The sequence below is a fragment of the Actinomadura sp. NPDC023710 genome (genome assembly GCF_040639875.1).
In the GTDB taxonomy this organism is placed as follows: Bacteria; Actinomycetota; Actinomycetes; order Streptosporangiales; family Streptosporangiaceae; genus Spirillospora; species Spirillospora citrea.
In genome coordinates this window covers 44057-68075 of record NZ_JBFAGB010000034.1, presented here as the reverse complement: position 1 = coordinate 68075, position 24019 = coordinate 44057, and the positions used below count along the sequence as shown (strand labels likewise).

Genomic DNA, 24019 nt, shown 5'->3' with positions numbered 1-24019 from the left:
CCTCTCTCAGCTCTTCAGCGCGAGGTAGATCATGACCTTCGCCGACGCCTCGCCGCCGTCGGCGTCGCCCTCGACGGCGCCCTTCAGCCGCAGCCAGCCGCCGAAGCCGGACGACTCCCAGGTGACGAGGTCGCCGGTCACCTCCCGCTCGGGGTCGAGGTCGCACCAGTGCAGGCCGTCGGGGGAGACCTGCGTGGTGACCCGCATCAGGGTGCCGGTCCCGGCCCGCTCCAGCGTCCGGACGAACCAGCGGGCCTCCGCGGCCCACGCCACCTCGTACGGTTCCGTCGCGAAACCGCCCGCGAGGGTGCGGTTGCGTTCCAGGACCGCCGTGAACGACTCGCGCATGTTCCGGGGGCTCCTCACCAGTCGACCGAGATCAGGACGGAGTCCAGGTACAGGAAGTTGCGCACGTCGGTGTGCGTCCTGACCGAGACGTAGAAGTTCAGGAGGTTCTGCAGGGAGCCGTACTCCTCCTCGTACGGCGGCACCGGCACGTCGCGCATGTCGTAGACGGTGTCGTTGACCTGCAGTTCGATGTTCGATCGCGTGCTGGTGTCGATCACCCAGCGCACGTAGTGCCAGTTCACCTTGGTCGGCACTTCGTTGTAGCAGAGTTCCTGCGGGCCGCCGAACGGCTTCCAGTCGTCCGGTTCCGGGGCGGTGAAGTCGGCGGTCGGCGGCAGCTTGATCTTGCCTTCGAAGTGCTCGCGCGGGGTCGGCTCGGGCACCGTCGGGTACACCCACTCGCGCCGCAGCCGGTTCTCCACGTCGGTGTTCAGGTAGCGGGCGACGCAGTGGTAGCGGACGCCGTCGCAGATGTCGGTCGCGATGGTGAACGCGCCGAACTGCTGCTCGGAGGGGTGCAGGTTCGCGTCCCACTCGCCGGCGCCCGCCTTGTGCGCCGCCTGGTTCTCCTCCGAGGCGGCCTCGGTCTTGAAGGTCAGGTAGGCCTCGAACTGCACGCGCCCCCGTCCGGCCATCGTGAGCCGCCGGATCGCGACGCCGGTGTGCCCGGCCACCGGGCGCGTCGCCACCTTCAGCGCGTACGTCCCGGACATCGCGCCGTGCGTGCCGACGTCGAAGAAGTTGCAGGAGCTGAGCTGCGGCGGCCGGAAGTCGCGCATGTGGTCGTCGACGGTGTCGAGGTCGCCGTGCCCGTCGTAGTTGCCGAGCAGTTCGATCCAGCCGTGCGTGCCGGTGTTGAACTCGTCGTGGACGAGGATCCGGTCCAGCGGGTTGAAGCGGGACAGGGCGGGGTCGGCCCTGCGCAGTTGCGCGGCCAGCGACTGCTCGCTCGCGGGGGTGCTCATCGGGTGGGCTCCTGAATCCTGACGGTGGCGTGCACCAGGTTGTGGTCGGACCGCAGCAGGTCGCGCGGCTCGCCGGCCTGTGCGGCGGTCTGCGGGACGAGCGTCCACTGCAGGACGCGCGTGCCGTTGCGGACGAAGATGTGGTCGATCTTGTCCTCGGCCCTCGGCAGCGGGATCTTGCCGCCGTTGAACGAGGCGTACTCGGCGCCGGTGCGGCGGTTCGCGGGCGCGGACTCGAACGAGTCGGCGTAGCCGACGTCGGAGAAGGCGTCGTAGGCGCTGTGGCCGTCCTCCTTCGACGCCGAGTTCATGTCGCCGGCGAACACGATCGGCAGCCGCCGGGTGTAGGGGTTGTCCCGGGTGAGGTACTCGGCCGTCCGGCGCGCGTCGAGGTAGCGGACCTCGTCCCAGTTCTTGGTCCAGCCGTTGGGGTCGGTCGCGCCGTTCTTGCGGTACTCCAGGTGCATGTCGACGACCACGAACCGCATCCCGGAGCGCAGGTCGCGCAGGGTGTTCCAGGTCATCGTCTTGCCGTAGATCTCGGTGGAGTCCGGCAGCCACAGCAGGTCGTGGGGGAGCGCGCGGCCGCGTTCGTCCAGGTGGGAGAACCTGCGGGCGTCGTAGTAGGTGAAGCGGCCGGCGCCGGACTTCAGCGGGTAGCCCGCCTGCGGGTGCCTGGTCCCGGCGTAGTCGGCGGGCGCCTCGGCGTAGCCGCGGGCGCGCATCGCCTTCGTCAGCGGGGCGCGGAACGACTCCACGTCCACGCCGGGCTGCGTCGGCGTGGGGTTGTTGCCGATCTCCTGGGTGACGACGACCCCGGCGCGCGCCCGGACGATGTCGTCGGCGACCCGCGCGGCGCGCCCGTCGGCCCAGGGCTCGAGCTTGGTGGCGCAGTCGCGCCCGATGGTGTCGACGCAGGCCTGCGTGGTCGGCAGGCATCCGTGCCCGCAGGTGTTGTAGGTCGCGATCCGCAGGTCGAGCCTGCGGTGCGGGCCCTGCGCGGCCTGCGCGCTCGCGGCGGGGACGAGCAGCGCCGCGGCGGCGAGGGCGGCGGTCAGGGTCGCGAGGGGACGGGCGGGGGGACGCGGTGTCCTCATACGAGGAGGCCTTCCGTTGTCGGGAGTGTCACATTAACGTTAACGTGATCGTTCACACACCATGGATGTTCACCCATCCGCCTGTCAAGAGCCGAAAAGCAAACGACCCGGCCGTCCGCGTGAGCGGACAGCCGGGCCGTCGGCGTGCTGGTCGAGGGGAGGACGGTGTTACCGGAGCAGGGTTGGGCGACCGGAACGCGAAGGCGGCGCCGCCCGTCCGCTCCCGGTGGGTCCGGGAGCGTGACGCGGCGGCGCCGCCATTGGTCGGCCGGGCCGGATCAGGTGCTGGAGCTGAGCTCCAGATCATTGATCTTCGGGTCGCCCTCGTCGGCGAGGTAGTCCGCCGCGCGCGTCGCGTCCTTGCCGTCCGCGAGCTTGGCGGCCCTGCACACCAGGGTTCCGGCGACCGCGACCACCACGTTGACGGCGAGCGCCAGCATGCCGACGTACACCGTGGTCTTGGTGTCCAGGCCGAGGTCGCTCAGCGGGTAGGCCGAGCCGCCGAAGTGCTCCTTGCCCTTCACCGGGTTCGGGATCCGGTACAGCATCCACAGGCCCGCCGCCATGCCGGCGGCCCAGCCCGCGATGAGGGCGCCGCGGTGGAACCAGCGGGTGAGGAGGCCGAGCCCCACCGCCGGCAGCGTCTGCAGGATGATGACGCCGCCGATGAGCTGCAGGTCGATGGAGAACTCCGGGTCGAGCGCGAGGATGCACACGACCGCGCCGGCCTTGACGATCAGCGAGACCAGCTTGCTGACGGTCGCCTCCTCCTTGGCGTCGGCGTCGCGGCGGATGTACTCCTTGTAGATGTTGCGGGTGAACAGGTTGGCCGCCGCGATCGACATGATCGCCGCCGGGACCAGCGCGCCGATGCCGACGGCGGCGAACGCCACGCCGGCGAACCAGTCCGGGAACATGTGGTCGAACAGGAGCGGGACCACGGTGTTGGTGTCGGGCTTGCCGTCGGTGCTGACCGGCTTCACGCCCGCCGCGATGGCCATGTAGCCGAGCAGCGCGATCAGGCCGAGCACGAAGCTGTAGGCGGGCAGCGCCGCCATGTTCCGCTTGATCACGTTGCGGTTCTTGCCGGCCAGCACGCCGGTGATGCTGTGCGGGTAGAGGAACAGCGCCATCGCCGAGCCGAGCGCCAGCATCGCGTAGTTCAGCTGGCCGCTGCCGGCGATCGTGACGCCGTCGCCGGGCGCGGGCGTCTTGTCGAACTTGGCCTTGGCCGCGTCGAAGATGTCGCCCCAGCCGCCGAGCTTCGCCGGGATGTAGAGCACCGCGACGATGATGACCAGGTAGATCAGCACGTCCTTGACGAAGGCGATCAGCGCGGGGGCGCGCAGCCCGGACTGGTAGGTGTAGGCGGCGAGGATCACGAACGCGATGATGATCGGCCAGTGCCCGTTCACGCCCATCGCCTTCAGCACCGCCTCGATGCCGACCAGTTGCAGCGCGATGTAGGGCATCGTGGCGACGATGCCGGTGATCGCGATGACGAGCGCCAGCGTCGGGGAGCCGAACCGGGCCCGGACGAAGTCGGCCGGCGTCACGAAGCCGTGCACGTGCGACACCGACCAGAGTTTGATCAGTACCAGGAACACCAGCGGGTACACGACGATCGTGTACGGGACGGCGAAGAAGCCCGCCGCGCCCGCGCCGAACACCAGGGCCGGGACGGCGACGAACGTGTAGGCGGTGTAGAGGTCGCCGCCGATCAGGAACCAGGTGATCCAGCTGCCGAAGCTGCGGCCGCCGAGGCCCCACTCGTCCAGGCTGTGCATGGAGTCGGGCCGCCGCCATCGGGCGGCGACGAATCCCATCCCGCTGACCAGCAGGAACAGGACCGCGAAGACGATGATCTCGGTGAGGTGGTCGCGTGCCATCGGCTCAGCCCCGCTTCTTCGTCATCTGGTACACGAGGACCGTGCAGGCGACGCCCAGCGGGATGAAGGCCAGCTGGATCCAGTAGAAGGCGGGGAAGCCCGCGAGGCGGGGCTTGTCGCTGTTGTAGAGGAAGGTGAGCAGCGGGAGCGCGACGGGCAGGATCAGGAGCCAGTTCCAGGGGCTCCGGTCGGTGCGGTCGGCGTCCGGCGGCGGGGGCTGGGTCGGAGTCGGTTCCCGGGAGTCGTCGGGAGTCATGGGGGTCCTCCTCGTCTTGCCCGCGCACGGTCCGCCCGGGTCGCGGGACGGGACCGTGCCGGGGGTGCGGCCGGGCGAGCCTACACACCCCCTGGTCACAGCCGGATATCGGCCGCGGCACGACTTCGATGGATCGCTCCACCCTGGGAAGGGCCAGGTGGGGAACCGGCCGGCACCGGGTCAAGGGGCGGTCGGGCGGGACGCCCGGCCGCCGTGTCCGGCTCGTGCCGCGGGTCGCCGGTGGAGCTCGGTCGCCCCTCTGCCCCATGCCGCCGCCCACGAGCGCGAGATGGTCGGCCCCGCCCAGCACGACCTCGGTGTTCTTCCTGGTCATGGGTGCTGCTCTCCGCGTGCGGGGGATCCTGCGAGTACGTCCGTGGTAATCTCCCCGCATGCGAACCGCAGCCTCCCGGTGGTGGTGGCGCCGCTGAGGCGGTGCCGGTTCGCGCATGTTCTAACCAGGCGACCGCCCTCACCCGGCGGTCGTTTCGTCTTCACGACGCCCGGTGGGGGCCCGACATGAGGGGCCACCGCGGTGGAGACCGTCTCACGACAGCCGCTGACCAGCGACTTCGTCACGGCCGGGGGCGTACGGGTGACCCGTACCGCCGTCCCGGTCGACTCCGAGCGCAAGTCCGACGCGCTGAACGTCCTCGTCGCCGCCGTGGGGGAGCGGCGCGGCGGCGTGCTCAGCTCCGGCATGGAGTACCCGGGCCGCTACAGCCGCTGGCACATGGCCTACGTCGATCCCTGCCTGGAGATCGTCGCGCGCGGCCGGACCGTCGCCGTCCACCCCCTGAACGGGCGCGGCCGGGTCGTCCTGCCCGCGCTGGCGGGCGCGCTGCGCGCCGTCGGCGAGGTGCGGACGGACGAGCCCGGCCTGTTCGAGCTCTTCGTCCCGGCGGCCGAGGGCTTCTTCACCGAGGAGGAGCGCAGCCGCCAGCCGACCGTCTTCACCGCGCTGCGCGCCGTCGTCGACCTGTTCCGCTGCGACGACCCGCACCTCGGCCTCTACGGGGCGTTCGGGTACGACCTGTCGCTGCAGTTCGAGCCCCTGCGGACCAGGCTGGAGCGGCCCGACGACCAGCGCGACCTCGTCCTGCACCTGGCCGACGAGATGGTCGTCGTCGACCGCAAGCGCGAGACCTCGCACCGGATCTCCTACGAGTTCGAGGTGGACGGGTCGGGCACCGCCGGGCTGCCGCGCGACACCGGGGCGACGCCGGTCCGGCGGCGTGCCGGCATCCCGGCGCAGCCCGTCCCCGGCGTGTACGCGCAGATGGTGCGGGACGCCAAGGAGAAGTTCGTCAGGGGCGACCTGTTCGAGGTCACGCCGGGGCACACGATGTACGGGCGCTGCGACGCGCCCGCCGCGTTCTTCGAGCGGCTGCGTGAGTCCAACCCGGCCCCGTACGAGTTCCTGTTCAACCTCGGCGAGGGCGAGTTCCTGGTCGGCGCGTCGCCCGAGATGTTCGTCCGGGTCAGCGGCGACCGCGTCGAGACCTGCCCGATCGCCGGGACGATCAGGCGCGGCGCCGATCCGCTGGAGGACGCCGAGCAGATCCGCACGATCCTGTCCTCGGCGAAGGACGAGTCCGAGCTGACCATGTGCACCGACGTGGACCGCAACGACAAGTCCCGGATCTGCGTGCCCGGCAGCGTGCGCGTCCTCGGCCGCCGGCAGATCGAGATCTACTCCCGGCTCATCCACACCGTCGACCACATCGAAGGGCGGCTGCGCCCTGGCTTCGACGCGCTCGACGCGTTCCTCACCCACATGTGGGCGGTGACCGTCACGGGCGCGCCCAAGACGTGGGCGATGCAGTTCATCGAGGACCACGAGGACTCGCCCCGCCGCTGGTACGGCGGCGCGGTCGGCTGCGTCGGCTTCGACGGCTCGATGAACACCGGCCTGACGCTGCGGACCGCGCAGATCCGCGACGGCGTGGCGACCGTCCGGGCCGGGGCGACGCTGCTCTACGACTCCGATCCCGACGAGGAGGAGCGCGAGACGCACCTCAAGGCCAGCGCCCTGCTGAGCGCGCTCGCCGCCGCGCGGACGGGCGGCGGGGCCGCGCCGAAGGAGGCGCCGCTCCCCGAGCAGCCGGGCGAGGGCGTCAAGGTGCTGCTCGTCGACCACGAGGACTCGTTCGTCAACACCCTCGCCGACTACTTCCGGCAGCACGGCGCCTCCGTGGTGACCCTGCGGCACGGGTTCCCGGTGCGGCTGCTGGACGAGCACGCGCCCGACCTGGTCGTGCTGTCGCCCGGCCCCGGACGCCCGGAGGACTTCGGCGCCCGCGCCCTCCTGGACGAGTTGGGCGCACGCGAGCTGCCGGTCTTCGGCGTCTGCCTCGGGCTGCAGGCGATGGTCGAGCACGCCGGCGGCGAGCTGGCCCTGTTGCCCGAGCCGTCCCACGGCAAGCCCGGCCAGGTGAAGGTCACGGGGGGCGACCTGTTCGAGGGCCTGCCGGAGGAGTTCACCGCCGCCCGCTACCACTCGCTGCACGCCACGCCCGACCGGGTGAAGGGGTTCCAGATCACGGCGCTGACCGGGGACGTCGTCATGGGCATCGAGGACCCGGTGCGGCGGCGCTGGGCGGTGCAGTTCCATCCGGAGTCGATCCTCACCGCCGCCGGGGGCGCCGGGCACCGCATCGTCGCCAACGTCCTGCGCCTGTGCCGCTCCCGGGGCTGACAGTCCTCTGGGTGGAGGCGTCCGTAGTTCCGAAGCACTAGGGACCGGGGCCCGCAAATGGGCCTGAGGTTCCTGTCGCGGCCCCCGTCGCGGCGGAAGACTTGTTCCCGGCCACAGCGCGCCGCCCTTCCGCGGCGCGGGTGATCGCCGTTATCCCGCGGAGGGGGGAGGCCCGTCCTCCCTCCTCCGCAACAAAACGGGTAATTCGGTCATCCGCAACGAGATTGTGGTTTCTTGGCCTTCCCTGGGGGGACGCCGGGGGTCATGATGACAATCCTGTGGCTCATCGCGGTCATCCTGGTGATCGCCGGCATCTACGTGATCCTCGCGCGGCGCGACCTGCTCTGGGGCATCGTGCTCATCGTCGTCGGACTCCTCGTCGGCCCCGGCGGGGTGAGCATCTTCACCTGACCGAAAACACGGCCGGCCGGGGTGAAACCCTGACGTGAACTGTCAGGTTTCGGTGCCAGCATCATTCCCATGAGCCGTGCACTGAGAGGAAAGACCGCACTGGTCGCGGGCGCCACGCGCGGAGCGGGACGGGGAATCGCCGTCCAGCTCGGCGCAGCGGGCGCGACCGTCTACGTGACGGGACGGTCCACCCGGACCCACCGGTCGGAGATGGACCGTCCCGAGACCATCGAGGAGACCGCCGAGCAGGTGACGGCCGCGGGCGGCGAGGGCATCGCCGTCCAGGTCGACCACCTCGACCCGGCGCGGGTCGCCGCCCTCGTCCGCCGCATCGACGAGGAGCGCGGCCGCCTGGACGTCCTCGTCAACGACGTCTGGGGCGCGGACCGGCTCTTCGAGTTCGGCAGGCCGCTGTGGGAGCAGTCCCTGACCGACGGCCTGCGCATGCTCAGGCTGGCCGTCGACACCCACGCCATCACCAGCCACTGCGCCCTGCCGCTGCTGATCCGCGAGCCCGGCGGCCTGGTCGTGGAGATCACGGACGGGACCGCCGAGTACAACGCGGCGTACCGCAAGGAATGCGGCTACTTCTACGACCTCGCCAAGAGCGCCGTCATCCGGATGGCCCTCGCCCAGTCGGAGGAGATCGCGCCCTACGGCGCGACGGCCCTCTCGCTGACGCCGGGATGGCTGCGCTCGGAGGCGATGCTCGACAACTACGGCGTCACCGAGGACACCTGGCGCGACGCCACGAAGGCGACGCCGCACTTCGCGATCTCCGAGTCGCCGGCGTTCGTCGGGCGCGCCGTCGCGGCCCTGGCCGCCGACCCGGACCGGGCGCGCTGGAACGGGGCGTCGCTGTCCAGCGGCGGGCTCGCCCAGGTCTACGGGTTCACCGACGCGGACGGCAGCCGCCCCGACGCCTGGCGCTACATCGTCGAGGTGGAGCAGGCGGGCCGTCCCGCCGACGTCACCGGCTACCGGTAGCCGGCGCCCCGGACCGCGGCGGCGGGCAGGACCGGCCGCGCGGGCCGGCGCCGGGCGGGTCAGTCCGCCGTCCGGTACAGCTCGGCGAGCCGGGCGGCGTTGCCCGCCATCCACTCCCGCAGCTCCGGCGGGGCGAGGATCTCGACCTCGGGTCCGAGCCGCATCAGCTCGGACACCGCGACGGCCGTCGACTCCACGGGCAGCGTGGTCACCACCCACCCCCGCTCGTCGGGCTCGCCGGCGGCCGCGGCCGCCTGCCGGGCCGCGTACGGCTCGACGGCGTACCGCAGGATCCGCATGCCGGTGGGGGACAGGCGCACCGTGGCCTCCTCGCGCAGGACCGACCGCACGAAGGCGGCGGCCTGCACCCGCCAGTGCCCGGCGAGGTCGAAGTCCTCGTCGCGCCGGAAGAACGCCCCGGTGGGGCGGACGGCGGCGACGCGGTCCACCCGGTAGGTGCGGTGCCCGCCGCCGGTCCGTGCGACCAGGTACCACGTGCCGTTCTTGAGGACGAGCCCGTACGGCTCGGCCGTCCGGGTGACCTCGGAGTCCTTGCGGCGGTAGCGCAGCTCCACAGTCTCGTCGTCCCACACGGCGCGGGCGAGGTCGCGCAGCAGCGGCGGCGGCCCGCTCTCGCCGAACCAGCCGGGCGCGTCGAGATGGAAGCGCTGGTTCGCGCGGGAGGGCGCGTCCCGCAGCGCCCTCGGCAGCGCGGCGAGGACCTTCAGCTCGGCGGCCGCGAGCGCGTCGGCGCGGCCCATGTCCCCGGCGGGGCCGGGCAGCCCGGACAGGAACAGCGCCTCGGCCTCCTCGCGGGTGAGCCCGGTGAGCCGCGTCCGGTAGCCGCCGACCAGCCGGTACCCGCCGCCGCGCCCCTGGTCGGCGTAGACCGGCACCCCGGCCGCCGACAGCGCCTCCATGTCCCGGTAGACGGTGCGCTCGGACACCTCCAGCTCGCACGCCAGCTCGGCGGCGGTCATCGTCTCCCGCGACTGCAGGAGCAGCACGGCGGAGATCAGTCGGGCGGCGCGCACGGTGACCATCCTGCCGAACGGGAGGGTTCCTGACAATTTCGTGGGAGGTTCGCCGCATTCGCCTGTCCCGACGGGTCGGGTGGCTGTTAATTTCGCGGCGTGCCTACCGACACCAGCATCGCGGCGTTCATCGACGCCCTCCCGAAGGTCGAGCTCCACGTCCACCTCGTGGGCTCCGCCTCCGTCCCGACCGTCCTCGAACTCGCCCGCCGCCACCCGGACGGGCCCGTCCCCGTCGACGAGCGCGAGCTGCGCGCCTTCTACGAGTTCCGCGACTTCCCGCACTTCGCCGAGGTGTACGAGTCGGTCTCCAGCCTCGTCCGCGCGCCGGAGGACGTCGGCACGCTCGTCTCCGGCATCGCCCGCGACCTCGCCGCGCAGAACGTCCGGTACGTCGAGCTGACCGTCACGCCGTACACCCACCAGCGGGCCGGGATGCCGATGCCCGCGGTGACCGAGGCGCTCGACCTCGCCGCCCGCGAGGCCCGCGACCGGCTCGGCATCCGCCTCTCCTACATCTTCGACATCCCCGGCGAGTTCGGCGCCGAGGGCGCCCGCGGCACCCTCGACCACGCGCTGCACCACCCGCCGGAGACGCTCGTCGGGTTCGGGATCGGCGGCATCGAGCAGTGCCGCCCGCCGTTCCGGGACGCGTTCCGGGACGCCTTCGCCGCCGCCCGCGCCGCCGGCCTGCGCAGCGTTCCGCACGCGGGAGAGATGACCGGCCCGGAGACGATCTGGGAGGCCATCGAGGGGCTCGGCGCCGAGCGCATCGGCCACGGCACCAACTGCCTGGACGACCCGCGCCTCGTCGCCCACCTGCGCGAGACGCAGCTGCCGCTGGAGGTGTGCCCGACCTCCAACGTCTGCACGGGCCAGGTCGCGGACCTCGCCGCCCACCCCCTTCCGCGGATGCTGGAGGAAGGGCTGTTCGTCACCCTGAACAGCGACGACCCGCCGATGTTCAACACGACCCTCACCGGCGAGTACCGCGTCGCCGCCGAGGCGTTCGGGCTCGGCCGCGCCGAGCTGGCCGCCCTGGCCCGCAACGCCGTGACGGCCTCGTCGCTGGACGAGGAGGGACGCAAGGCGATCATCGCCGACATCGACGCGCTGGGCTGAGCCGGACGGTCAGCCCCAGGCCATGCGCCGCCACGGGCTGCCCGGGTCCTCGGCGAGGACGCGGTGGCCGGTGAGGGAGCGTTCGTACCATTCGCCGAACTCGCCCTCGTCGAACCGCAGCATCCGGCCGAGGACGTACCCGGCCGAGAACCCCTCCCACGACGCGTACACCTGGTGGGCGCGGTGCCCCGCCGTGAGAACGCACTTCTCGGCCTCCTCGGCGTCGCAGTACCCGGCGTTCAGGCCCCAGCGGGCCATGTTCACCGCGCGCCCGAAGTCGTAGCCGTAGACGCTCTCGACCCGGCCGTCGGGCGGGAGCAGGCCGTCCGCCCGGAACCGCGCCTCGTAGCGCAGGACCGCCTCGGACAGCTCCACGACCTCCCGGACGGTCTGCTCGGAGATGTCGCGCTCGCCGCACCAGGCGACGATCGCGTCCTGCCAGGCCCGCTTGTCGGTGCCCCTGCCGCGCCGGTCGAGCACCATCTGGATCGCCGGGTCGCTGTTGCGGGCGTCGAGCAGCGCGTCCATCTGCTCGCGCCAGCCCTCGGAGTCGGTGATGCCCCAGTCGCGCTCCAGCAGCACCCGGTCGTCGCGGGCGCCCTCGTGGTCGGCGAGGCTGTTCCATGCGACGCCGTTTCCAACGGCCAGGTGGGCGCCGACGGCGAGGGCCGCTGCGAGCCGTCCCCACGCGGCGCTGCCGGGGTCGGTGACGAGGATGTCGTGGTCGCGGTCGGGGCGCCGCTCGGCGTCCGCGAGCAGCTCGGCGACCTGCCGGTGGGCCTCGCCGCCGGGCGGCATCTGCGCCACCAGCTCGCGCAGCGGCCGCAGCGCGCCGCGCGGGCCCGCGTCCTTCAGGATCAGCCGCGCGGCGTGCACGCCCGCGGCGCCGGCGCGCTTGGGATCCTGCAGTGACCCGAACCCCGACATCGCGGCCCAGGCGCGCCGCGCGGCCTCACCCGTCCGGCCCGCGGCGGCCAGGACATGCGCCGCCTGCGCGTCCAGCCCCGCCCGGACCTCGGCCGGCATCGAGGCGGCCGCCCGGTCGAGGACGTCGAGGACGCGCTGCGCCTCGCCGGTCCTGCCCGCGGCGGCGAGCGCCCGCGCGTACCGCGCCCGCGCCGCCGCGGCGGACGCCAGGTCGCCGCGCGCCTCCATGGCCTCGGCTGCGTTCGCGTAGGCGGCCGCGGCCTCCTCGGCCCGGCCCTGCCGCTCGTACTTCCTGGCGCGGTCGAGCACGGCGCCGGTATCGGCCTGAAACGTCATCGATCCCTCCAGGCCACACCGTACCGCCCGCAATGATCTCGACACCCGTCCGTACGGAAAGCCGCCGACCCGGACAGCCGGAGCCGCCTGGACGGCGACGGACTCGCTGGTCGAGAGGTCCCGCGGGCGACCGAGCGCCGGACGCGCACGCCGCGTTCCGAAGGTTCTCGTCGGCCCTTCATTCTCCGGTGCGGCCGTCGACGGCTTCGCGCAGGAGGTCGGCGTGGCCGTTGTGGCGTGCGTATTCCTCGAGCATGTGGAGGTAGACCCAGCGCAGTGTCAGCGCGCGGTTCCTCCCTGGGAACTCCTCCTCCAGTGACCGGCCCCGCGCGGTCTGCCGGGCCAGTTCGACCTCCCTGGTGTAGACGGCGAAGTCCTCTTGGGCGCTCTCCGCGTCGCCGAGGTCGAAGTCCCCGTCGGGATGCTCCTGCGAGCAGTACAGGTCACCCAGTGTGCCCTGCTTGTCGAAATTGCGGCGGAACCACCAGCGCTCGTTCTCCGCAAGGTGCCGCACAAGGCCGAGCAACGTCAGGCTCGTGGTCGGCAGCGGCCTTGACGCGAGTTGTTCCCCGGTCAGTCCGCTGCACTTGAGCAGCAAGGTGGCGCGGTGGAAGTCCAGATACGCCTCCAGAGACGCACGCTCATCGTCTCCGAAAGGGAAGTCGCCGCGATTCACCGCGGGCGCAGTCCATGTCATGAGAGCGAATCCTTGCCTACGGGCACCCGGGGATCCACGGGATATCGCTTCCGCCGGTCAACTCCCACCGAGGGGGACACGTCACACCGGTACATCATCGACCAGGAGCCGCCGATGTACCCACAGCCCGTTCCGCCACGATCTCCTCGTCCACCGGCGCCGCGCGGCGGTTTGTCAGGTTCCGTCGTGGTGGTCATCGCCGGCGCGTGCCTGCTCTTCGGCGGACTCGGCGGATGCGCCGTCGGCATGGGGATCGGCAGCGCCGCCGGTCCGGCCGCTCCGCCGTCTCCCGTGGCCTCCACCGGAAAGCTGGCGTCCGGTCGCGCGACGCCCTCCTCCCGGGCGTCGTCCTCACCGGCGCCGATCCCCTCGACCGCTTCCCCCAAGCGCCGTGCCCGCCCGACCGGCCGGCCCGGCGTTCGCAAGGTCAGGCCGAAGCCGTCGATGCACAGGACCCCTCGGCCGAGGCGGACCAGCGCACGCCCGCCGGCGCGCACCGTCCATCCGGGCGCGTTCTGCTCACCCGCCGGGGCGGTCGGCACCGCCAACGGCCGGGTCTACACCTGCAAGGGGCCCGGCCAGGCGCGGTGGCGCCGGTAGGGCGGTGATCTCTACGCGGGTGTCGTGGAAGACGGGGCCGGCACCGAGGTCGGTGTCGCGCTCGTCGACCACGGCGTTCGCGTTGGAGCCGCCGGAGAGCTTGGCCCAGTGGCCCTTGTCGGTCGCCGCGACGCCGGGGCGGACCTCGTCGGTGATCTTCAGGACGGCCTCGAAGGCGCCCCGGTCGTTGCCGACGGCGACCCGCTGCCCGTCGCTCAGCCCCCGCGCCCTCGCGTCGTCCTCGTGGAGGCGGACGGTGAGGCCGCCCGAGCGGCGCCGCAGTTCCGGGTTGTTGGCGAACTGGGTGTTGAGGAACTCGTGCGACGCCGCCGAGATCAGGGCGAGCGGGTACTTCTCGGCCCGCTTCTCGTCGGCGACCTCCGCGGGTGGGACGTATCCGGCGAGCCCCGCGGCGGGGGAGCGGAACTCGAACCGTCCCGACGGGGTGGGGAAGCCGTCGGCGTACGGCAGGAACGGGTCCGGGACCGACATGCGCACGTAGCCCTCCTTGCGGAGCCGGTCCAGCGTGACGCCCGCCATCCACGGGTGGTCCGACGCGAGCAGTTGTTCGGCGAGGCTCTCGTCGGAGTCGTACAGGGCCGGCTCCCGCAGGCCCATCCGGCGCGCCAGGCGGCGGAAGGTCTCGGTCGTCGGCAGGCACTCGCCGGGCGGCGCCACCGCCGGCTCGTTCCATGTGAGGTACAGGTGCCCGTAGCCCTCGTGCAGGTCGGTGTGCTCGTGCTGCGCCGTCGCGGGCAGCACGATGTCGGCGTAGTCCACGGTGTCGGTCGGGAACTGCTCCAGGACCACGGTGAACAGGTCGTCGCGGGCCAGGCCGCGGCGCACCTTGTTCTGGTGCGGCGTGCTGCCCGCGGGGTTCGCCGCGATGACGAACAGGGCCTTGACCGGCGGGTCCTGGACGTCCAGCAGGCCCTCGCCGAGGCGGCTCATCGACAGCGTCCGCACCGGGTGGGGGCGCAGGTCGTCGCGCCACAATGCGGCCTTGTCCAGCCTCACGTGGCCGGACGTGGAGAACGCGAGCCCGCCGCCGCGCCGCGCCCAGTCGCCGGTCACGGCGGGGATGGCGGCGATCAGCCGCAGGGCGGCCCCGCCGCCGGAGTGCCGCTGGAGCCCCTGCGTCGCGCGGATCGCGGTGGGGCGGGTGCGGGCGATCCGCTCGCCGAGCGCGACGATGCGGTCCGCGGGGACGCCGGTGATCCGCGCGGCCCGGTCCGGCGGGTACTCGGCGATCCGGTCCCGGAACTCCTCCCATCCGAGCGTGTTGCGGGCCAGGAAGCCCGCGTCCTGCGCGCCGAGGCCCACGATGACGTGGAGCAGGCCGAGCGCGAGCGCCCCGTCCGTTCCGGGCAGGGGCGCCAGGTGCTCGTCGGCCTGCCGCGCCGTCCGCGTCCGCACGGGGTCGATCGCCACCAGGTGCGCGCCCGCCTTCCGCGCGTCCTGGACGAACTTCCACACGTGGTGGCCGCTGGTCAGGGGGTTCGTGCCCCACAGCAGGACGAGCCGGGCGTGCGCGAGGTCCTCGGGGTCCATGCCGCCCGGTGAGCCGACCGCCTCGGTCATCCCGGCGCTGCCCGCCGCCGAGCAGATGTTCGCGTCGTGGGCCGAGGCTCCGAGCAGGTTGAAGAACCGCCGGCCGGAGTACCCTTCGAGGCCCTGCAGGTAGCCGAGCGTGCCCGTCCCCCAGTAGGGCCAGATCGCCTCGCCGCCGTGCTCCCGGGCGACGTCCTCCAGCCGCGCGGCGATCTCGTCGAGCGCCTCGTCCCACCCGATGCGCTCGAACCGCCCCTCGCCCTTGGCGCCCACCCGGCGCAGCGGGTGAAGGATGCGGTCCGGCTGGGCGGCGCGCTCCAGCCACCGGTTCACCTTCGCGCACAGCGCCCCGCGCGTGTAGGGGTGGTCGGGATTGCCGCGCAGCCGGACCGCCGCCCCGTCCCGCACGGTGACCACCCACGAGCAGCCGTCGGGGCAGTCCAGCGGGCAGGCCCCCAGCACTGTCAGCTCCGATGGCATAGAACCTCCCCTAGCTGGACGAACCTCTCCAGTGTGCGGCATGACACCATGAGCGTCATCCAGGACGTTCATTACCCTCGATGGCCGTGCCCCGGGTCGCGGCCGGGGTGCCGGGGTGGTTTCCTAAGGGGCGACGGAAACGACCCGTAGGGGGAACGAGAGTGAAGAGCGTCGAGCCCGAGGTGTTCCTCGTTGCGCGGCCCGAACTGGACTACGACGAGGTCGCCCGGTACCTGCGGGACGTGGGCGGGGAGGGCTGGCTGGAGCGGCTCGACCGGGGCGAGCTCGACGACGAGCTGAACGACCCGCAGAACCTCGCCGAGTTCGCGGGCCGGCTCTGCTACCGCTCCTGGGAGCCGGGCCTCAATCCCAATGTCACCAAGATCCGCACCGACTCCGGCCAGTACCTGGAGAACATCCTGCGCAGCCTGCACGGCTCGGTGCTGGAGCACGTCAGCTTCAGCTTCGTCCTGCACAACGTGAGCCGGGTGCTGACCCACGAGCTCGTCCGGCACCGTCCGGGCGTGGCCATCTCGCAGGAGTCGCTGCGGTTCGTCCGGCTGCAGGACATCCCCTTCTGGTTCCCGGAGTGGGCCCGCGAGGACCCCGAGCTGATGAAGCGCGCCACCGCGATGCTGGAGCAGATGGAGGAGTTCCAGGGCTGGATGGCCGCGCACTTCGGCCTGGACGACGCGGGCGTGCCGTTCAAGGAGAAGAAGCACAAGACCTCGTTCATGCGCCGCTTCGCCCCCGAGGGCGTCGGCACCGGCCTGGTCTGGACGGCCAACGTCCGCACCCTGCGCCACACCCTGGAGAACCGCACCGCGCCCGGCGCCGAGGAGGAGATCCGGCTGCTCTTCAGCAAGATCGGCGAGGTGATGCGGGCGGAGGCCCCGGACCTGTTCGGCGACTACGTCGTCGAGGACGGCTCCTGGGTGCCGCAGTGGCGCAAGGTCTGATCCCGCGCCGTCCGTGTCGGGCCTAGGCGCACCGGTCCGCCTGAGGGATTATTGGACGCTATGTCTGACATCTCTATTCCGGTGGGTGCCGCCGAGCTTCCCGGCTACCTCGCCGTCCCCGAGGGCGAGGGGCCCTGGCCGGGCGTCGTGATCGTGTTCGAGGCGATGGGCGCGAACGACGACATGCGCGCCCAGGCCGACCGGTTCGCCGCCCACGGGTATCTCGCCGTCCTGCCCGATCTCTACGACGGGGCGCCCTGGGTGCGCTGCGTCGCCAAGGCGATGCGCGACATGCGCGCCCAGCGCGGGCCGACCTACGACCACATCGAGGCGGCCCGCGCATGGCTCGCCGGCCGGGACGACTGCACCGGTGGCGTCGGGGTGTGCGGGTTCTGCATGGGCGGCGGGTTCGCGCTGGTCGCGGCGGCGAAGTACGACTTCCAGGCCGCCGCGGCCAACTACGGGATCCTGCCGCGCCGGCCGGAGGAGTCCCTGCGGGGCGCGTGCCCGATCGTCGGCAGTTACGGCGCCGCCGACCCGTCGCTGCGGGGGGCCGCGGGCAGGCTGGAGAGCGCCCTCACGGCCGCCGGCGTGACGCATGACGTGAAGGAGTACCCGGGGACCGGGCACGGGTTCCTCACCGACCTCACGCCGCCGCCCCCGTTCGGCCCGATCGCGAAGATCGTCATGGGGTTCGGGAGGGGCCGCGAGAACGCCCCGGACGGCTGGGAGCGCATCCTCGCGTTCTTCGCCGAGCACGTCACCAAAAAATCTACAACGTAAAGGCGCCGGCCGTTGACCGGCGAGATCAGGGACGGAGCACGGCCTGGGTCTGGGTCACCTGGGCGACACGGCGCCCGGTCGCGTCGAAGAGGTCGGTCTGGACGACGATCGAGGTCCGGCCGGTGTGCAGCGGGCGGGAGACGCCCCGGACGCGCCCCTCCCTGACCCCGCGGAAGAAGTTGGTCTTGGACTCCAGCGTCGAGGTGAAGGTGTCCGGCGGGAGGTTGAGGAACGCGCACGCCGCGCCGAGCGTGTCGGCCATGGCCATGAGGGCGCCGCCGTGCATGAGCCCGCCGGCGGTGCAGCGGTCGGGGGCCCATTCCAGGTGGCCGGTGACCTCCTCGGGCCCCGCGGTGTCGATCTCCATGCCGAGCGCGCGGGCGAACGGCATGGCGTCGGTCAGCTGGTCGGGGGTGAGCCCGGTCGTCATGAGGCCTCCTGCGGCGGGGGTGGTCGGCCCCCCACCCTGGTCGCCCCGGCCTCGCCGCGTCCATTACCTCGCACGTCATCGTGGACCTGACCTGGAAGCGGCTACCGTCGAGACGTGATGACGATGACGACGGGGTTGAGCGACGTGCGCCCGATCGGGGACCAGCTCCGGGCCTGGCGGCAGCGGCGCAGGCTGAGCCAGCTGGAGCTGGCGTCGGAGGCGGACGTGTCGACGCGGCACCTCAGCTTCGTGGAGACGGGGCGCTCGGCGCCGAGCCGGGAGATGGTGCTGCGGCTGGCCGAGCACCTGGACGTGCCGCTGCGCGACCGCAACCTGCTGCTCGTGGCGGCCGGGTACGCGCCGGTGTTCGACGAGACGCCGATCGAGGAACCGAAGATGGACACGGTCCGTGCGGCGCTCCGGCAGGTTCTGGAGGGTCACGAGCCCTATCCGGCGGTGGTCGTGGACCGGTTCTGGAACCTGATCGACGCCAACGGCGCGGCGGCGTTCTTCATGGAGGGCGCGCCGCCGGAGCTGCTGGAGCCGCCGCTGAACGTGCTGCGGCTCAGCATGCACCCGGACGGGATGGCGAAGAACATCCTGAACCTGGCGGAGTGGCGGGCCCACATGATCGACCGCGTGCGGCGGCATGTGGCGCTGACCGCGGACGCGGCGCTCGCCCAGCTGTACAGGGAACTGCGGAGCTTCCCCGGCGACGTGGGGGAGGCGATCGCCCCGCCCGCGAGCCACGAGGTCTTCGTTCCGCTGCGGATGCGGGTGGAGGGCCGGGAGCTGTCGTTCTTCAGCACGATCGCGACCTTCGGGACGCCGGTCGACATCACGGTGGCGGAACTGGCGATCGAGTCGTTCTACCCGGCGGACGCGAAGACGACCGAGTTCCTGCGGGAGCGCGCCGGCTGGTGACGGGCGTCAGTCCCCGGCCGTGAGCAGGTCGTGGTGGACGCGCGCCAGCGGCACGCCGAGCCGCTGCAGGGCGGTGACCGTCGCGCGGACGAGCGGGGCGGGCCCGGCCACGTAGGCGTCGTGGCCGCCGGATCCTTCCAGGAGTTGGGGCAGGACGTCGGGCACGCGGCCGGCGAGGGCGCCGGCCGCGGGTTCGCGGGACACCACGGGCACGACCTGGAGCCGGGCGTGGGCGGACTCCAGCTGCCGCAGCGCGGGGAGGTCGTAGAGGCCGCCCTCGGTGCGGGCCGCCACGACCAGCAGGACCTCGCGGCCCGCATCCGAGGCGAGGGCCTGCTCGGCCAGCGCCTTCACGGGGGCCAGGCCCGTGCCGCCGCCGATCAGCAGGAGAGGGCGGCCCGAGTCAGGGTCGAGGGTCATCGTGCCGTCCGGCGGGCCCAGCAGCACGCTGTCGCCCAGGCCGGTGTTCCGGACCAGCGCGCCGCCCACCCACCCGGCGGGGCGGGCCCGGACGTGCAGGCAGATCGTGCCGTCCCGGCGGGGCGCGTTCGCGATCGAGTACGGCCGCCAGACCCGGGGCCAGCGGGCCGCCTGCACGCTCACGTGCTGCCCGGGCGTGAACGGCAGGGGCCGCTCGGGGCGCAGCGTGAGGACGGCGAGGTCGAAGGCGCGGCGTTCGTGCCGCACGACCTCGGCGACCCACCACGGCGGGGCGTCCAGGGCGTCCCGCTCCGCCGCGCCGGCCATGGCGTCGGCCGCGGAGCGGTAGGCGGCGCGCCAGGCGGCCTCGGCCTCGGCCGTCCAGACGTCGGAGGCGAAGGCGCGCAGCGTCGCGGTCAGGGCCTCCTCGACGGCCGGATAGTGCTCGCGCAGCACTCCGTACTTGCGGTGGCCGCGGCCGAGGCCCTCCAGGTGACGGGCGAGTTCCTCGGGGTTGTCCTGGCTCCACACGATCCGGCTGAGCGCGTGGAAGAACCGGTCGTGCTGGTCGCCCATCGCGGGCGGGAACAGGGTTCGCAGCCGCGGCCGCGCCGCGAAAAGGCGGCCGTAGAAATAGCGCATGGCGCTCGCAGAGTCGGCCTCAAGGCGTGCGAAGCATTCTTTGATAACGCGAGTTTCCGGTGACATTCGGTCGGCTCGCCTCCCCATCGGGCGGTTTTCGGCGGTCGGACGGCAGGGCTGACGGACGATCCGGGCGTGCGTGCTGCCCGAGTTGGTGAGATTCTCTCACTCATCTCCGCAGGTGTTCAATGGATCGCTCTCACGGGGATACAAGATCGCTACTCAACGTAATGGCACGTCAATTCAGCGTGACAGACGGTAAGTGAAACGGTCAACGCATACTGATCGGTATCCGATCTGGGAGGGAATGTTCGGGAAGAACCGTCCGGAAGGGGAGGAAGAACCTGCATCAGGGAAGAAGATTTCAGAATTATTCGGTGTTTCCTGCTCCGTGCCGTCCCGGGAGCCCGGCCACCGCCCCCCGGCATCGCGGTGCGGCGATCTCGCCGCTTCCGGCGGCGGAGATCCGCGCCGTGCGGCAAGCTGACCCAGGAGGAGGGCCGTGGGCGGACGGCACAGGGGCGGGTGACGCACGGTGACGTGCGGCCGGCAGGCAGATCACCCGTGCCGGCAGGCGCCCTGGGGCCGGTGTCCAGCACGGGGGGAGAAACGCATGTCAGGAGCCGCGCGCGGAGCGCCGCATCCGGCGGCCGGTGAGGGCGGGCCGCCGCTCATCGGCATCACCACCTACCAGGAGCCGGCTCGCTGGGGGGTCTGGGTGCGCGAGGCGGCACTGCTGCCCGTGCCGTACGCGCGCTCGGTCGAGCGGGCCGGCGGCGTCCCGGTCCTGCTGCCCCCGGCCGCGACCCTGCGCGGACTGGACACCCTGGTCTCCCGGCTGGACGGCGTCGTGCTGGCGGGTGGCGGCGATCTCGACCCGGAGCTGTACGGCGCCGTCCGGCATCCCGAGACCGGGCCGCCGCAGCCGCAGCGCGACCGGTTCGAGCTGGCCCTCGCCCGCGCCGCCGTCGACGCCGACCTGCCGTTCCTGGCGATCTGCAGGGGCATGCAGGTGCTGAACGTCGCGCGCGGCGGTGCCCTCGTCCAGCACCTGCCGGAGGCGGTGGGCCACAGGGGGCACGCCCCGGAGGCCGGGCTCGTCGGCTCGCACCGCGTGCGGATCGGCGAGGGGAGCCGGATCGGCGGGATCCTCGGCGCCTCGTCCGACGTCCCCACCTACCACCACCAGGCGGTGAGCCGCCTCGGCAAGGGCCTGACCGCCGTCGCGTGGACCGAGGACCAGGTGGTGGAGGCGGTGGAGCTGCAGGGCCACCGTTTCGGCCTCGGAGTGCAGTGGCATCCCGAGGAGGGCGACGACAGGCGGCTGTTCGAGGCCCTCGTCGTCGCAGCCGCCGGACGCTGACGCGGGGGAGCCGACGCAGGGGATTGGCGGCCGGGTCACCGGGCAAGTCGACGGGTGGATTTCCGCCGTTGTCCCCCCACCGGAGGCCGCCGCATGCCCCTGCACCCGCAGACCGTGAGCTTTCTGGAGCAGCTCGCCTCGTGGACCGCCGCGCCATCGGGGCGGGACGGGCCCGCCGAGCCCACGATCGCGGAGATGCGGGAGCGGATCGGCGCGGCCTTCCCGGTCGTGCGGCGCGAGCTTCCGTGGGTCGGCGACATCGAGGTGCCCGGCTCAGGGGGGCCCGTGCCGGTGCGCCTGTACCGCCCGGCGCCGCCCGAGCGGGGGCCGCTGCCGGCCGTCGTGTACCTGCACGGCGGGGGGTGGGTGCTCGGTGGCCTCGACAACGTGGACGCCTTCTGCCGCGACCTGGCGGCCTCGGCGGGGTGCGTCGTGCTGAACGTCGGCTACCGGCTGGCTCCGGAGCACCCGTTCCCCGCGGCGGTGGACGACGCCTGGGCCGTGGTGTCCTCGGTGGCGCGCGAGCCCGGCCGGTACGGCGTGCTGAGCGGGGCCGTGGCGGTCGCCGGCGACAGCGCCGGCGGGAACCTCGCCGCCGTCGCCGCGCTGCTGGCCAGGGACGCCGGGGTCCCCCTCGCCCACCAGCTGCTCGTCTACCCGGTGACCGACACGGCGAAGGACACCCCGAGCTGGCGGGAGTACGGGACGGGCTACGGGCTGGACGCCGGGTCGCTCGCCCGGTTCATGGACCTCTACCGGGACGGCGCCGACCCGTCCGACCCCCGGCTCGCCCCGCTGCGCGCCCCGGACCTGGCCGGCGCCGCGCCCGCCACCGTGATCACCGCCGAGTGCGACATCCTTCGCGACGAGGCCGAGGGCTACGCGCGCCGCCTCGCCGCGGCCGGCGTGCCGGTCGAGCTGCGCCGCTACGACGGCGTCGTGCACTCCTTCTTCCTGCTGCCCGAGATCTTCGACGCCGGCGCCGAGGCGGTGGAGTTCGCTGTGCGACGATTGCGCGCGGCATTCGACGACCACTCGCGGCAGGGGAGTGCGGCATGACGCGGTACGACGCGTACGAGCGGCTGAAGATCGACTGGGCGGCGGACGGGGTGCTGCGGGTCACCATCAGCACGCCGGGCAAGCTGAACGCGGTCGACACCACCGGGCACCGCGAGCTGGCGGAGATCTGGCGCGACGCCGACGCCGACGACGAGGCGCGCGTGGTGCTCGTGCGGGGGGAGGGGACGGCGTTCTCCGCCGGCGGAGACCTCGCCATGATCGAGGAGATGATGACCGACCACGCCGCCCGCCGCCGGATCATGCGCGAGGCCCGCGACATCGTGATGAACGTGCTGAACTGCTCCAAGCCGGTGGTCAGCGCCGTCCAGGGCCCGGCGGTGGGGGCGGGGCTCGCGGTCGCGCTGCTGGCCGACGTCTCCGTCGCGGGCCGCACCGCGAAGATCATCGATGGTCACACGCGGCTGGGCGTTGCGGCCGGCGACCACGCGGCGATCGTGTGGCCGCTGCTGTGCGGGCTCGCGAAGGCCAAGTACTACCTGCTGCTCAACGACGTCCTCACCGGCGAGGAGGCCGAGCGGATCGGCCTGGTCTCGCTGTGCGTGGACGACGCGCAGGTGCACGAGCGCGCGCTGGAGATCGCCGGCCGGCTCGCCGCCGGGCCCGCCGAGGCGCTGTCGTTCACCAAGCACGCGCTGAACAACTGGCTGCGCCTCGCCGGGCCGACGTTCGACGCCTCCCTGGCGATGGAGTTCTTCGGGTTCACCGGGCCGGACGTGCGCGAGGGCGTCGCGGCGGTCCGGGAGAAGCGCCCGCCCCGGTTCGGCTGAGGCGCCGCCGGCGCATCCCGCGCGCCCCGCGCGGTCCGGCTCAGTACGACTTGGGGAGTCCCAGTTCGTGCTGGGCGATGTGGGCGAGGACGAGTTCCTCGGCGACCGGGATGTTCTTGGCGATGCGGGCGTCCCGGAACATCCGGGCGATCGGGTACTCCAGGGAGTACGCCATGCCGCCGTAGGTCTGGAACGCCCGGTCGGCCGCCTGCCAGGCCGCGTCCGCCGCGGTGAGCTTGGCGATGTTGGCCTCCGAGCCGCAGGGCCGGCCGCGGTCCCACAGCCAGGCGGCCTTGTAGGTCATCAGCCGGGCCAGCTCCAGCTGCGCCTTGATCCGCGCGAGTGGGAACGCGACGGCCTGGTTCGCCCCGATCGGCGTGCCGAACGGGGCGCGCTCGCCGGCGTACTCGCAGGCGAGCCTCAGCACCAGGCCGCCGGACCCGACGCCGCCCGCCGCGGCCAGGATCCGCTCGGGGTTGAGGATGTCCCACAGGACGGCGAAGCCCTGGTCGGGCTCGCCGAGGACCCGGTCGGCGGGCACGCGCACGCCGTCCAGGAAGACCATGCTGGAGGCGACGGTGTTGGTGCCGAGCTTCGGGATCGGCCGGTAGGTCAGCGTTCCCGCGGCCACGGCCTCCTTGACGTCCACCAGCAGGACGGTGAAGCCGGCGGTGCGGGGGCGGGCCTCGGCGGCCGGGATCGTCCGGGTGACCAGGACGAGGAAGTCGGCGCGCTCGACGCCGGAGATCCAGATCTTCTGGCCGCTGACGACGAAGGAGTCGCCGTCGCGGCGCGCCTGGGTGGAGATGTTGATCGCGTTGCTGCCCGCGTCCGGCTCGGTGATGGCGAAGCACGTCTCGACCTCGCCGGAGGCGATCTTCGGCAGGAGCTCGCGCCTCTGCTCGGCGGTGCCGTGCCGGGCGATGGTGAGGCCGCCGAAGGCGGGTGTCAGCAGGTACATGAAGGAGGCGGCGCCACCCGCCCCGCCCTCGGCGAGGGCCTCCAGGGCCACCGCGAGCTCCAGCAGCCCCTGGCCCCCGCCGCCGTACTCCTCGGGGATCGCCAGGCTGTGCCAGCCGCCGTCGACCAGCTCCCGCCAGACCTCCTCCGGCCAGCGTTTGTCCGTGTCGCACCGGCCCCAGTAGTCCTGGTCGTACTTCCCGGCGACGGCCAGCACGCCCTCGCGCACCGCGGCCGCGCCCTCCGGCAGGTCGAAGTCCATCGCGCCTCCCTCACACGTTCTCGCCTGCGCT

The 24019-nt window shown here is 72.7% G+C and carries 22 protein-coding genes; 10 read left to right on the top strand and 12 right to left on the bottom strand.

Translation table 11 applies throughout. The features are described 5' to 3' along the window. Positions 1–6 precede the first annotated feature (6 nt). The 5 genes from AB0H37_RS32645 to AB0H37_RS32625 all read right to left on the bottom strand — a co-directional run bounded on the left by AB0H37_RS32645 (position 7) and on the right by AB0H37_RS32625 (position 4555). Positions 7–348, bottom strand: a complete 342-nt coding sequence (locus AB0H37_RS32645; RefSeq protein ID WP_329091155.1) for a hypothetical protein — start codon at positions 346–348, stop codon at positions 7–9. Between the two features lie 14 nt (positions 349–362). Then, the gene (locus tag AB0H37_RS32640) at positions 363–1313 is read right to left on the bottom strand and encodes a DUF6772 family protein (protein ID WP_179834731.1); all 951 of its coding nucleotides are present in this window, start codon (positions 1311–1313) and stop codon (positions 363–365) included. Beyond that, positions 1310–2410 carry a hypothetical protein gene (locus tag AB0H37_RS32635; protein ID WP_329091152.1) on the bottom strand — a complete coding sequence of 367 codons (1101 nt, stop codon included), beginning with the start codon at positions 2408–2410 and terminating at the stop codon, positions 1310–1312. The genes AB0H37_RS32640 and AB0H37_RS32635 overlap by 4 nt, the downstream gene beginning before the upstream one ends. 278 nt (positions 2411–2688) lie before the next feature. After that, entirely contained in the window at positions 2689–4299 is a 1611-nt protein-coding gene (gene mctP / locus AB0H37_RS32630) for a monocarboxylate uptake permease MctP (RefSeq protein WP_329091149.1), read from the bottom strand. 4 nt (positions 4300–4303) lie between these two features. Continuing rightward, the gene (locus AB0H37_RS32625) at positions 4304–4555 is read right to left on the bottom strand and encodes a DUF3311 domain-containing protein (RefSeq protein WP_329091147.1); all 252 of its coding nucleotides are present in this window, start codon (positions 4553–4555) and stop codon (positions 4304–4306) included. 535 nt (positions 4556–5090) lie between these two features. Between AB0H37_RS32625 and AB0H37_RS32620 the strand changes: the two genes are divergently transcribed. The 3 genes from AB0H37_RS32620 to AB0H37_RS32610 all read left to right on the top strand — a co-directional run bounded on the left by AB0H37_RS32620 (position 5091) and on the right by AB0H37_RS32610 (position 8651). Next, a complete protein-coding gene (locus AB0H37_RS32620) occupies positions 5091–7253 on the top strand; it encodes an anthranilate synthase component I (protein ID WP_360616730.1) in 2163 nt (720 codons plus the stop codon). 264 nt (positions 7254–7517) lie between these two features. Beyond that, positions 7518–7664, top strand: coding sequence for a GPGG-motif small membrane protein (locus AB0H37_RS32615; RefSeq protein WP_165959128.1), 147 nt, complete (start codon positions 7518–7520; stop codon positions 7662–7664). Positions 7665–7733: 69 nt separating this feature from the next. Continuing rightward, on the top strand, positions 7734–8651 hold the full coding sequence (locus AB0H37_RS32610; protein WP_360616729.1) for an SDR family oxidoreductase: 918 nt from the start codon (positions 7734–7736) through the stop codon (positions 8649–8651). Between the two features lie 59 nt (positions 8652–8710). On the opposite strand, the gene AB0H37_RS32605 is transcribed toward AB0H37_RS32610, so the two are convergent. Then, a complete protein-coding gene (locus tag AB0H37_RS32605; RefSeq protein ID WP_360616728.1) occupies positions 8711–9685 on the bottom strand; it encodes a YafY family protein in 975 nt (324 codons plus the stop codon). 99 nt (positions 9686–9784) lie between these two features. Between AB0H37_RS32605 and add the strand changes: the two genes are divergently transcribed. After that, positions 9785–10807, top strand: coding sequence for an adenosine deaminase (gene add / locus AB0H37_RS32600; RefSeq protein WP_329091135.1), 1023 nt, complete (start codon positions 9785–9787; stop codon positions 10805–10807). 9 nt (positions 10808–10816) lie between these two features. On the opposite strand, the gene AB0H37_RS32595 is transcribed toward add, so the two are convergent. The 3 genes from AB0H37_RS32595 to AB0H37_RS32585 form a co-directional block, all read right to left on the bottom strand. Then, positions 10817–12070, bottom strand: coding sequence for a DUF1266 domain-containing protein (locus AB0H37_RS32595; protein ID WP_360616727.1), 1254 nt, complete (start codon positions 12068–12070; stop codon positions 10817–10819). 178 nt (positions 12071–12248) lie between these two features. Beyond that, a complete protein-coding gene (locus AB0H37_RS32590) occupies positions 12249–12767 on the bottom strand; it encodes a DinB family protein (RefSeq protein WP_360616726.1) in 519 nt (172 codons plus the stop codon). 519 nt (positions 12768–13286) lie between these two features. Continuing rightward, complete coding sequence (locus tag AB0H37_RS32585; protein ID WP_360616725.1) at positions 13287–15398, bottom strand: molybdopterin-dependent oxidoreductase; 2112 nt, start codon at positions 15396–15398, stop codon at positions 13287–13289. A 161-nt stretch (positions 15399–15559) separates the two neighbouring features. On the opposite strand from AB0H37_RS32585, the gene thyX reads away from it, so the two are divergent. Both thyX and AB0H37_RS32575 read left to right on the top strand, forming a co-directional pair. Continuing rightward, positions 15560–16357, top strand: a complete 798-nt coding sequence (gene thyX / locus AB0H37_RS32580; RefSeq protein WP_179834741.1) for an FAD-dependent thymidylate synthase — start codon at positions 15560–15562, stop codon at positions 16355–16357. A 60-nt stretch (positions 16358–16417) separates the two neighbouring features. After that, positions 16418–17140, top strand: a complete 723-nt coding sequence (locus tag AB0H37_RS32575) for a dienelactone hydrolase family protein (protein ID WP_360616724.1) — start codon at positions 16418–16420, stop codon at positions 17138–17140. A 25-nt stretch (positions 17141–17165) separates the two neighbouring features. On the opposite strand, the gene AB0H37_RS32570 is transcribed toward AB0H37_RS32575, so the two are convergent. Further along, positions 17166–17570, bottom strand: coding sequence for a PaaI family thioesterase (locus AB0H37_RS32570; RefSeq protein WP_329091124.1), 405 nt, complete (start codon positions 17568–17570; stop codon positions 17166–17168). A 117-nt stretch (positions 17571–17687) separates the two neighbouring features. Between AB0H37_RS32570 and AB0H37_RS32565 the strand changes: the two genes are divergently transcribed. Continuing rightward, a complete protein-coding gene (locus AB0H37_RS32565) occupies positions 17688–18494 on the top strand; it encodes a helix-turn-helix transcriptional regulator (protein ID WP_329091123.1) in 807 nt (268 codons plus the stop codon). Between the two features lie 6 nt (positions 18495–18500). Here the strand turns inward: AB0H37_RS32565 and AB0H37_RS32560 are convergent, their stop codons facing one another. Further along, the gene (locus AB0H37_RS32560; RefSeq protein WP_360616723.1) at positions 18501–19556 is read right to left on the bottom strand and encodes a globin domain-containing protein; all 1056 of its coding nucleotides are present in this window, start codon (positions 19554–19556) and stop codon (positions 18501–18503) included. A 613-nt stretch (positions 19557–20169) separates the two neighbouring features. Here AB0H37_RS32560 and AB0H37_RS32555 point away from each other — a divergent pair. The 3 genes from AB0H37_RS32555 (at position 20170) to AB0H37_RS32545 (ending at position 22766) form a co-directional block, all read left to right on the top strand. Further along, on the top strand, positions 20170–20919 hold the full coding sequence (locus AB0H37_RS32555) for a gamma-glutamyl-gamma-aminobutyrate hydrolase family protein (RefSeq protein ID WP_329091118.1): 750 nt from the start codon (positions 20170–20172) through the stop codon (positions 20917–20919). A gap of 93 nt (positions 20920–21012) precedes the next feature. Next, positions 21013–21978, top strand: a complete 966-nt coding sequence (locus tag AB0H37_RS32550; protein WP_360616722.1) for an alpha/beta hydrolase — start codon at positions 21013–21015, stop codon at positions 21976–21978. Continuing rightward, positions 21975–22766 (top strand): enoyl-CoA hydratase/isomerase family protein, encoded by a 792-nt coding sequence (locus tag AB0H37_RS32545; RefSeq protein ID WP_179834748.1) that lies wholly within the window; start codon positions 21975–21977, stop codon positions 22764–22766. Before AB0H37_RS32550 ends, AB0H37_RS32545 begins: the two co-directional genes overlap by 4 nt. 40 nt (positions 22767–22806) lie before the next feature. Here AB0H37_RS32545 and AB0H37_RS32540 read toward each other — a convergent pair whose 3' ends face one another. Beyond that, a complete protein-coding gene (locus tag AB0H37_RS32540) occupies positions 22807–23988 on the bottom strand; it encodes an acyl-CoA dehydrogenase family protein (RefSeq protein WP_179834749.1) in 1182 nt (393 codons plus the stop codon). Positions 23989–24019 lie beyond the last annotated feature (31 nt).

Bases quoted from the DNA above. Each gene is read 5' to 3' on its own strand.
- AB0H37_RS32645 (WP_329091155.1), bottom strand. From the start codon at position 348: ATGCGCGAGTCGTTCACGGCGGTCCTGGAACGCAACCGCACCCTCGCG.
- AB0H37_RS32640 (WP_179834731.1), bottom strand. From the start codon at position 1,313: ATGAGCACCCCCGCGAGCGAGCAGTCGCTGGCCGCGCAACTGCGCAGG.
- AB0H37_RS32635 (WP_329091152.1), bottom strand. From the start codon at position 2,410: ATGAGGACACCGCGTCCCCCCGCCCGTCCCCTCGCGACCCTGACCGCC.
- mctP (WP_329091149.1), bottom strand. From the start codon at position 4,299: ATGGCACGCGACCACCTCACCGAGATCATCGTCTTCGCGGTCCTGTTC.
- AB0H37_RS32625 (WP_329091147.1), bottom strand. From the start codon at position 4,555: ATGACTCCCGACGACTCCCGGGAACCGACTCCGACCCAGCCCCCGCCG.
- AB0H37_RS32615 (WP_165959128.1), top strand. From the start codon at position 7,518: ATGATGACAATCCTGTGGCTCATCGCGGTCATCCTGGTGATCGCCGGC.
- AB0H37_RS32610 (WP_360616729.1), top strand. From the start codon at position 7,734: ATGAGCCGTGCACTGAGAGGAAAGACCGCACTGGTCGCGGGCGCCACG.
- AB0H37_RS32595 (WP_360616727.1), bottom strand. From the start codon at position 12,070: ATGACGTTTCAGGCCGATACCGGCGCCGTGCTCGACCGCGCCAGGAAG.
- AB0H37_RS32590 (WP_360616726.1), bottom strand. From the start codon at position 12,767: ATGACATGGACTGCGCCCGCGGTGAATCGCGGCGACTTCCCTTTCGGA.
- AB0H37_RS32585 (WP_360616725.1), bottom strand. From the start codon at position 15,398: ATGCCATCGGAGCTGACAGTGCTGGGGGCCTGCCCGCTGGACTGCCCC.
- AB0H37_RS32575 (WP_360616724.1), top strand. From the start codon at position 16,418: ATGTCTGACATCTCTATTCCGGTGGGTGCCGCCGAGCTTCCCGGCTAC.
- AB0H37_RS32570 (WP_329091124.1), bottom strand. From the start codon at position 17,570: ATGACGACCGGGCTCACCCCCGACCAGCTGACCGACGCCATGCCGTTC.
- AB0H37_RS32565 (WP_329091123.1), top strand. From the start codon at position 17,688: ATGACGATGACGACGGGGTTGAGCGACGTGCGCCCGATCGGGGACCAG.
- AB0H37_RS32560 (WP_360616723.1), bottom strand. From the start codon at position 19,556: ATGCGCTATTTCTACGGCCGCCTTTTCGCGGCGCGGCCGCGGCTGCGA.
- AB0H37_RS32555 (WP_329091118.1), top strand. From the start codon at position 20,170: ATGTCAGGAGCCGCGCGCGGAGCGCCGCATCCGGCGGCCGGTGAGGGC.
- AB0H37_RS32550 (WP_360616722.1), top strand. From the start codon at position 21,013: ATGCCCCTGCACCCGCAGACCGTGAGCTTTCTGGAGCAGCTCGCCTCG.
- AB0H37_RS32545 (WP_179834748.1), top strand. From the start codon at position 21,975: ATGACGCGGTACGACGCGTACGAGCGGCTGAAGATCGACTGGGCGGCG.
- AB0H37_RS32540 (WP_179834749.1), bottom strand. From the start codon at position 23,988: ATGGACTTCGACCTGCCGGAGGGCGCGGCCGCGGTGCGCGAGGGCGTG.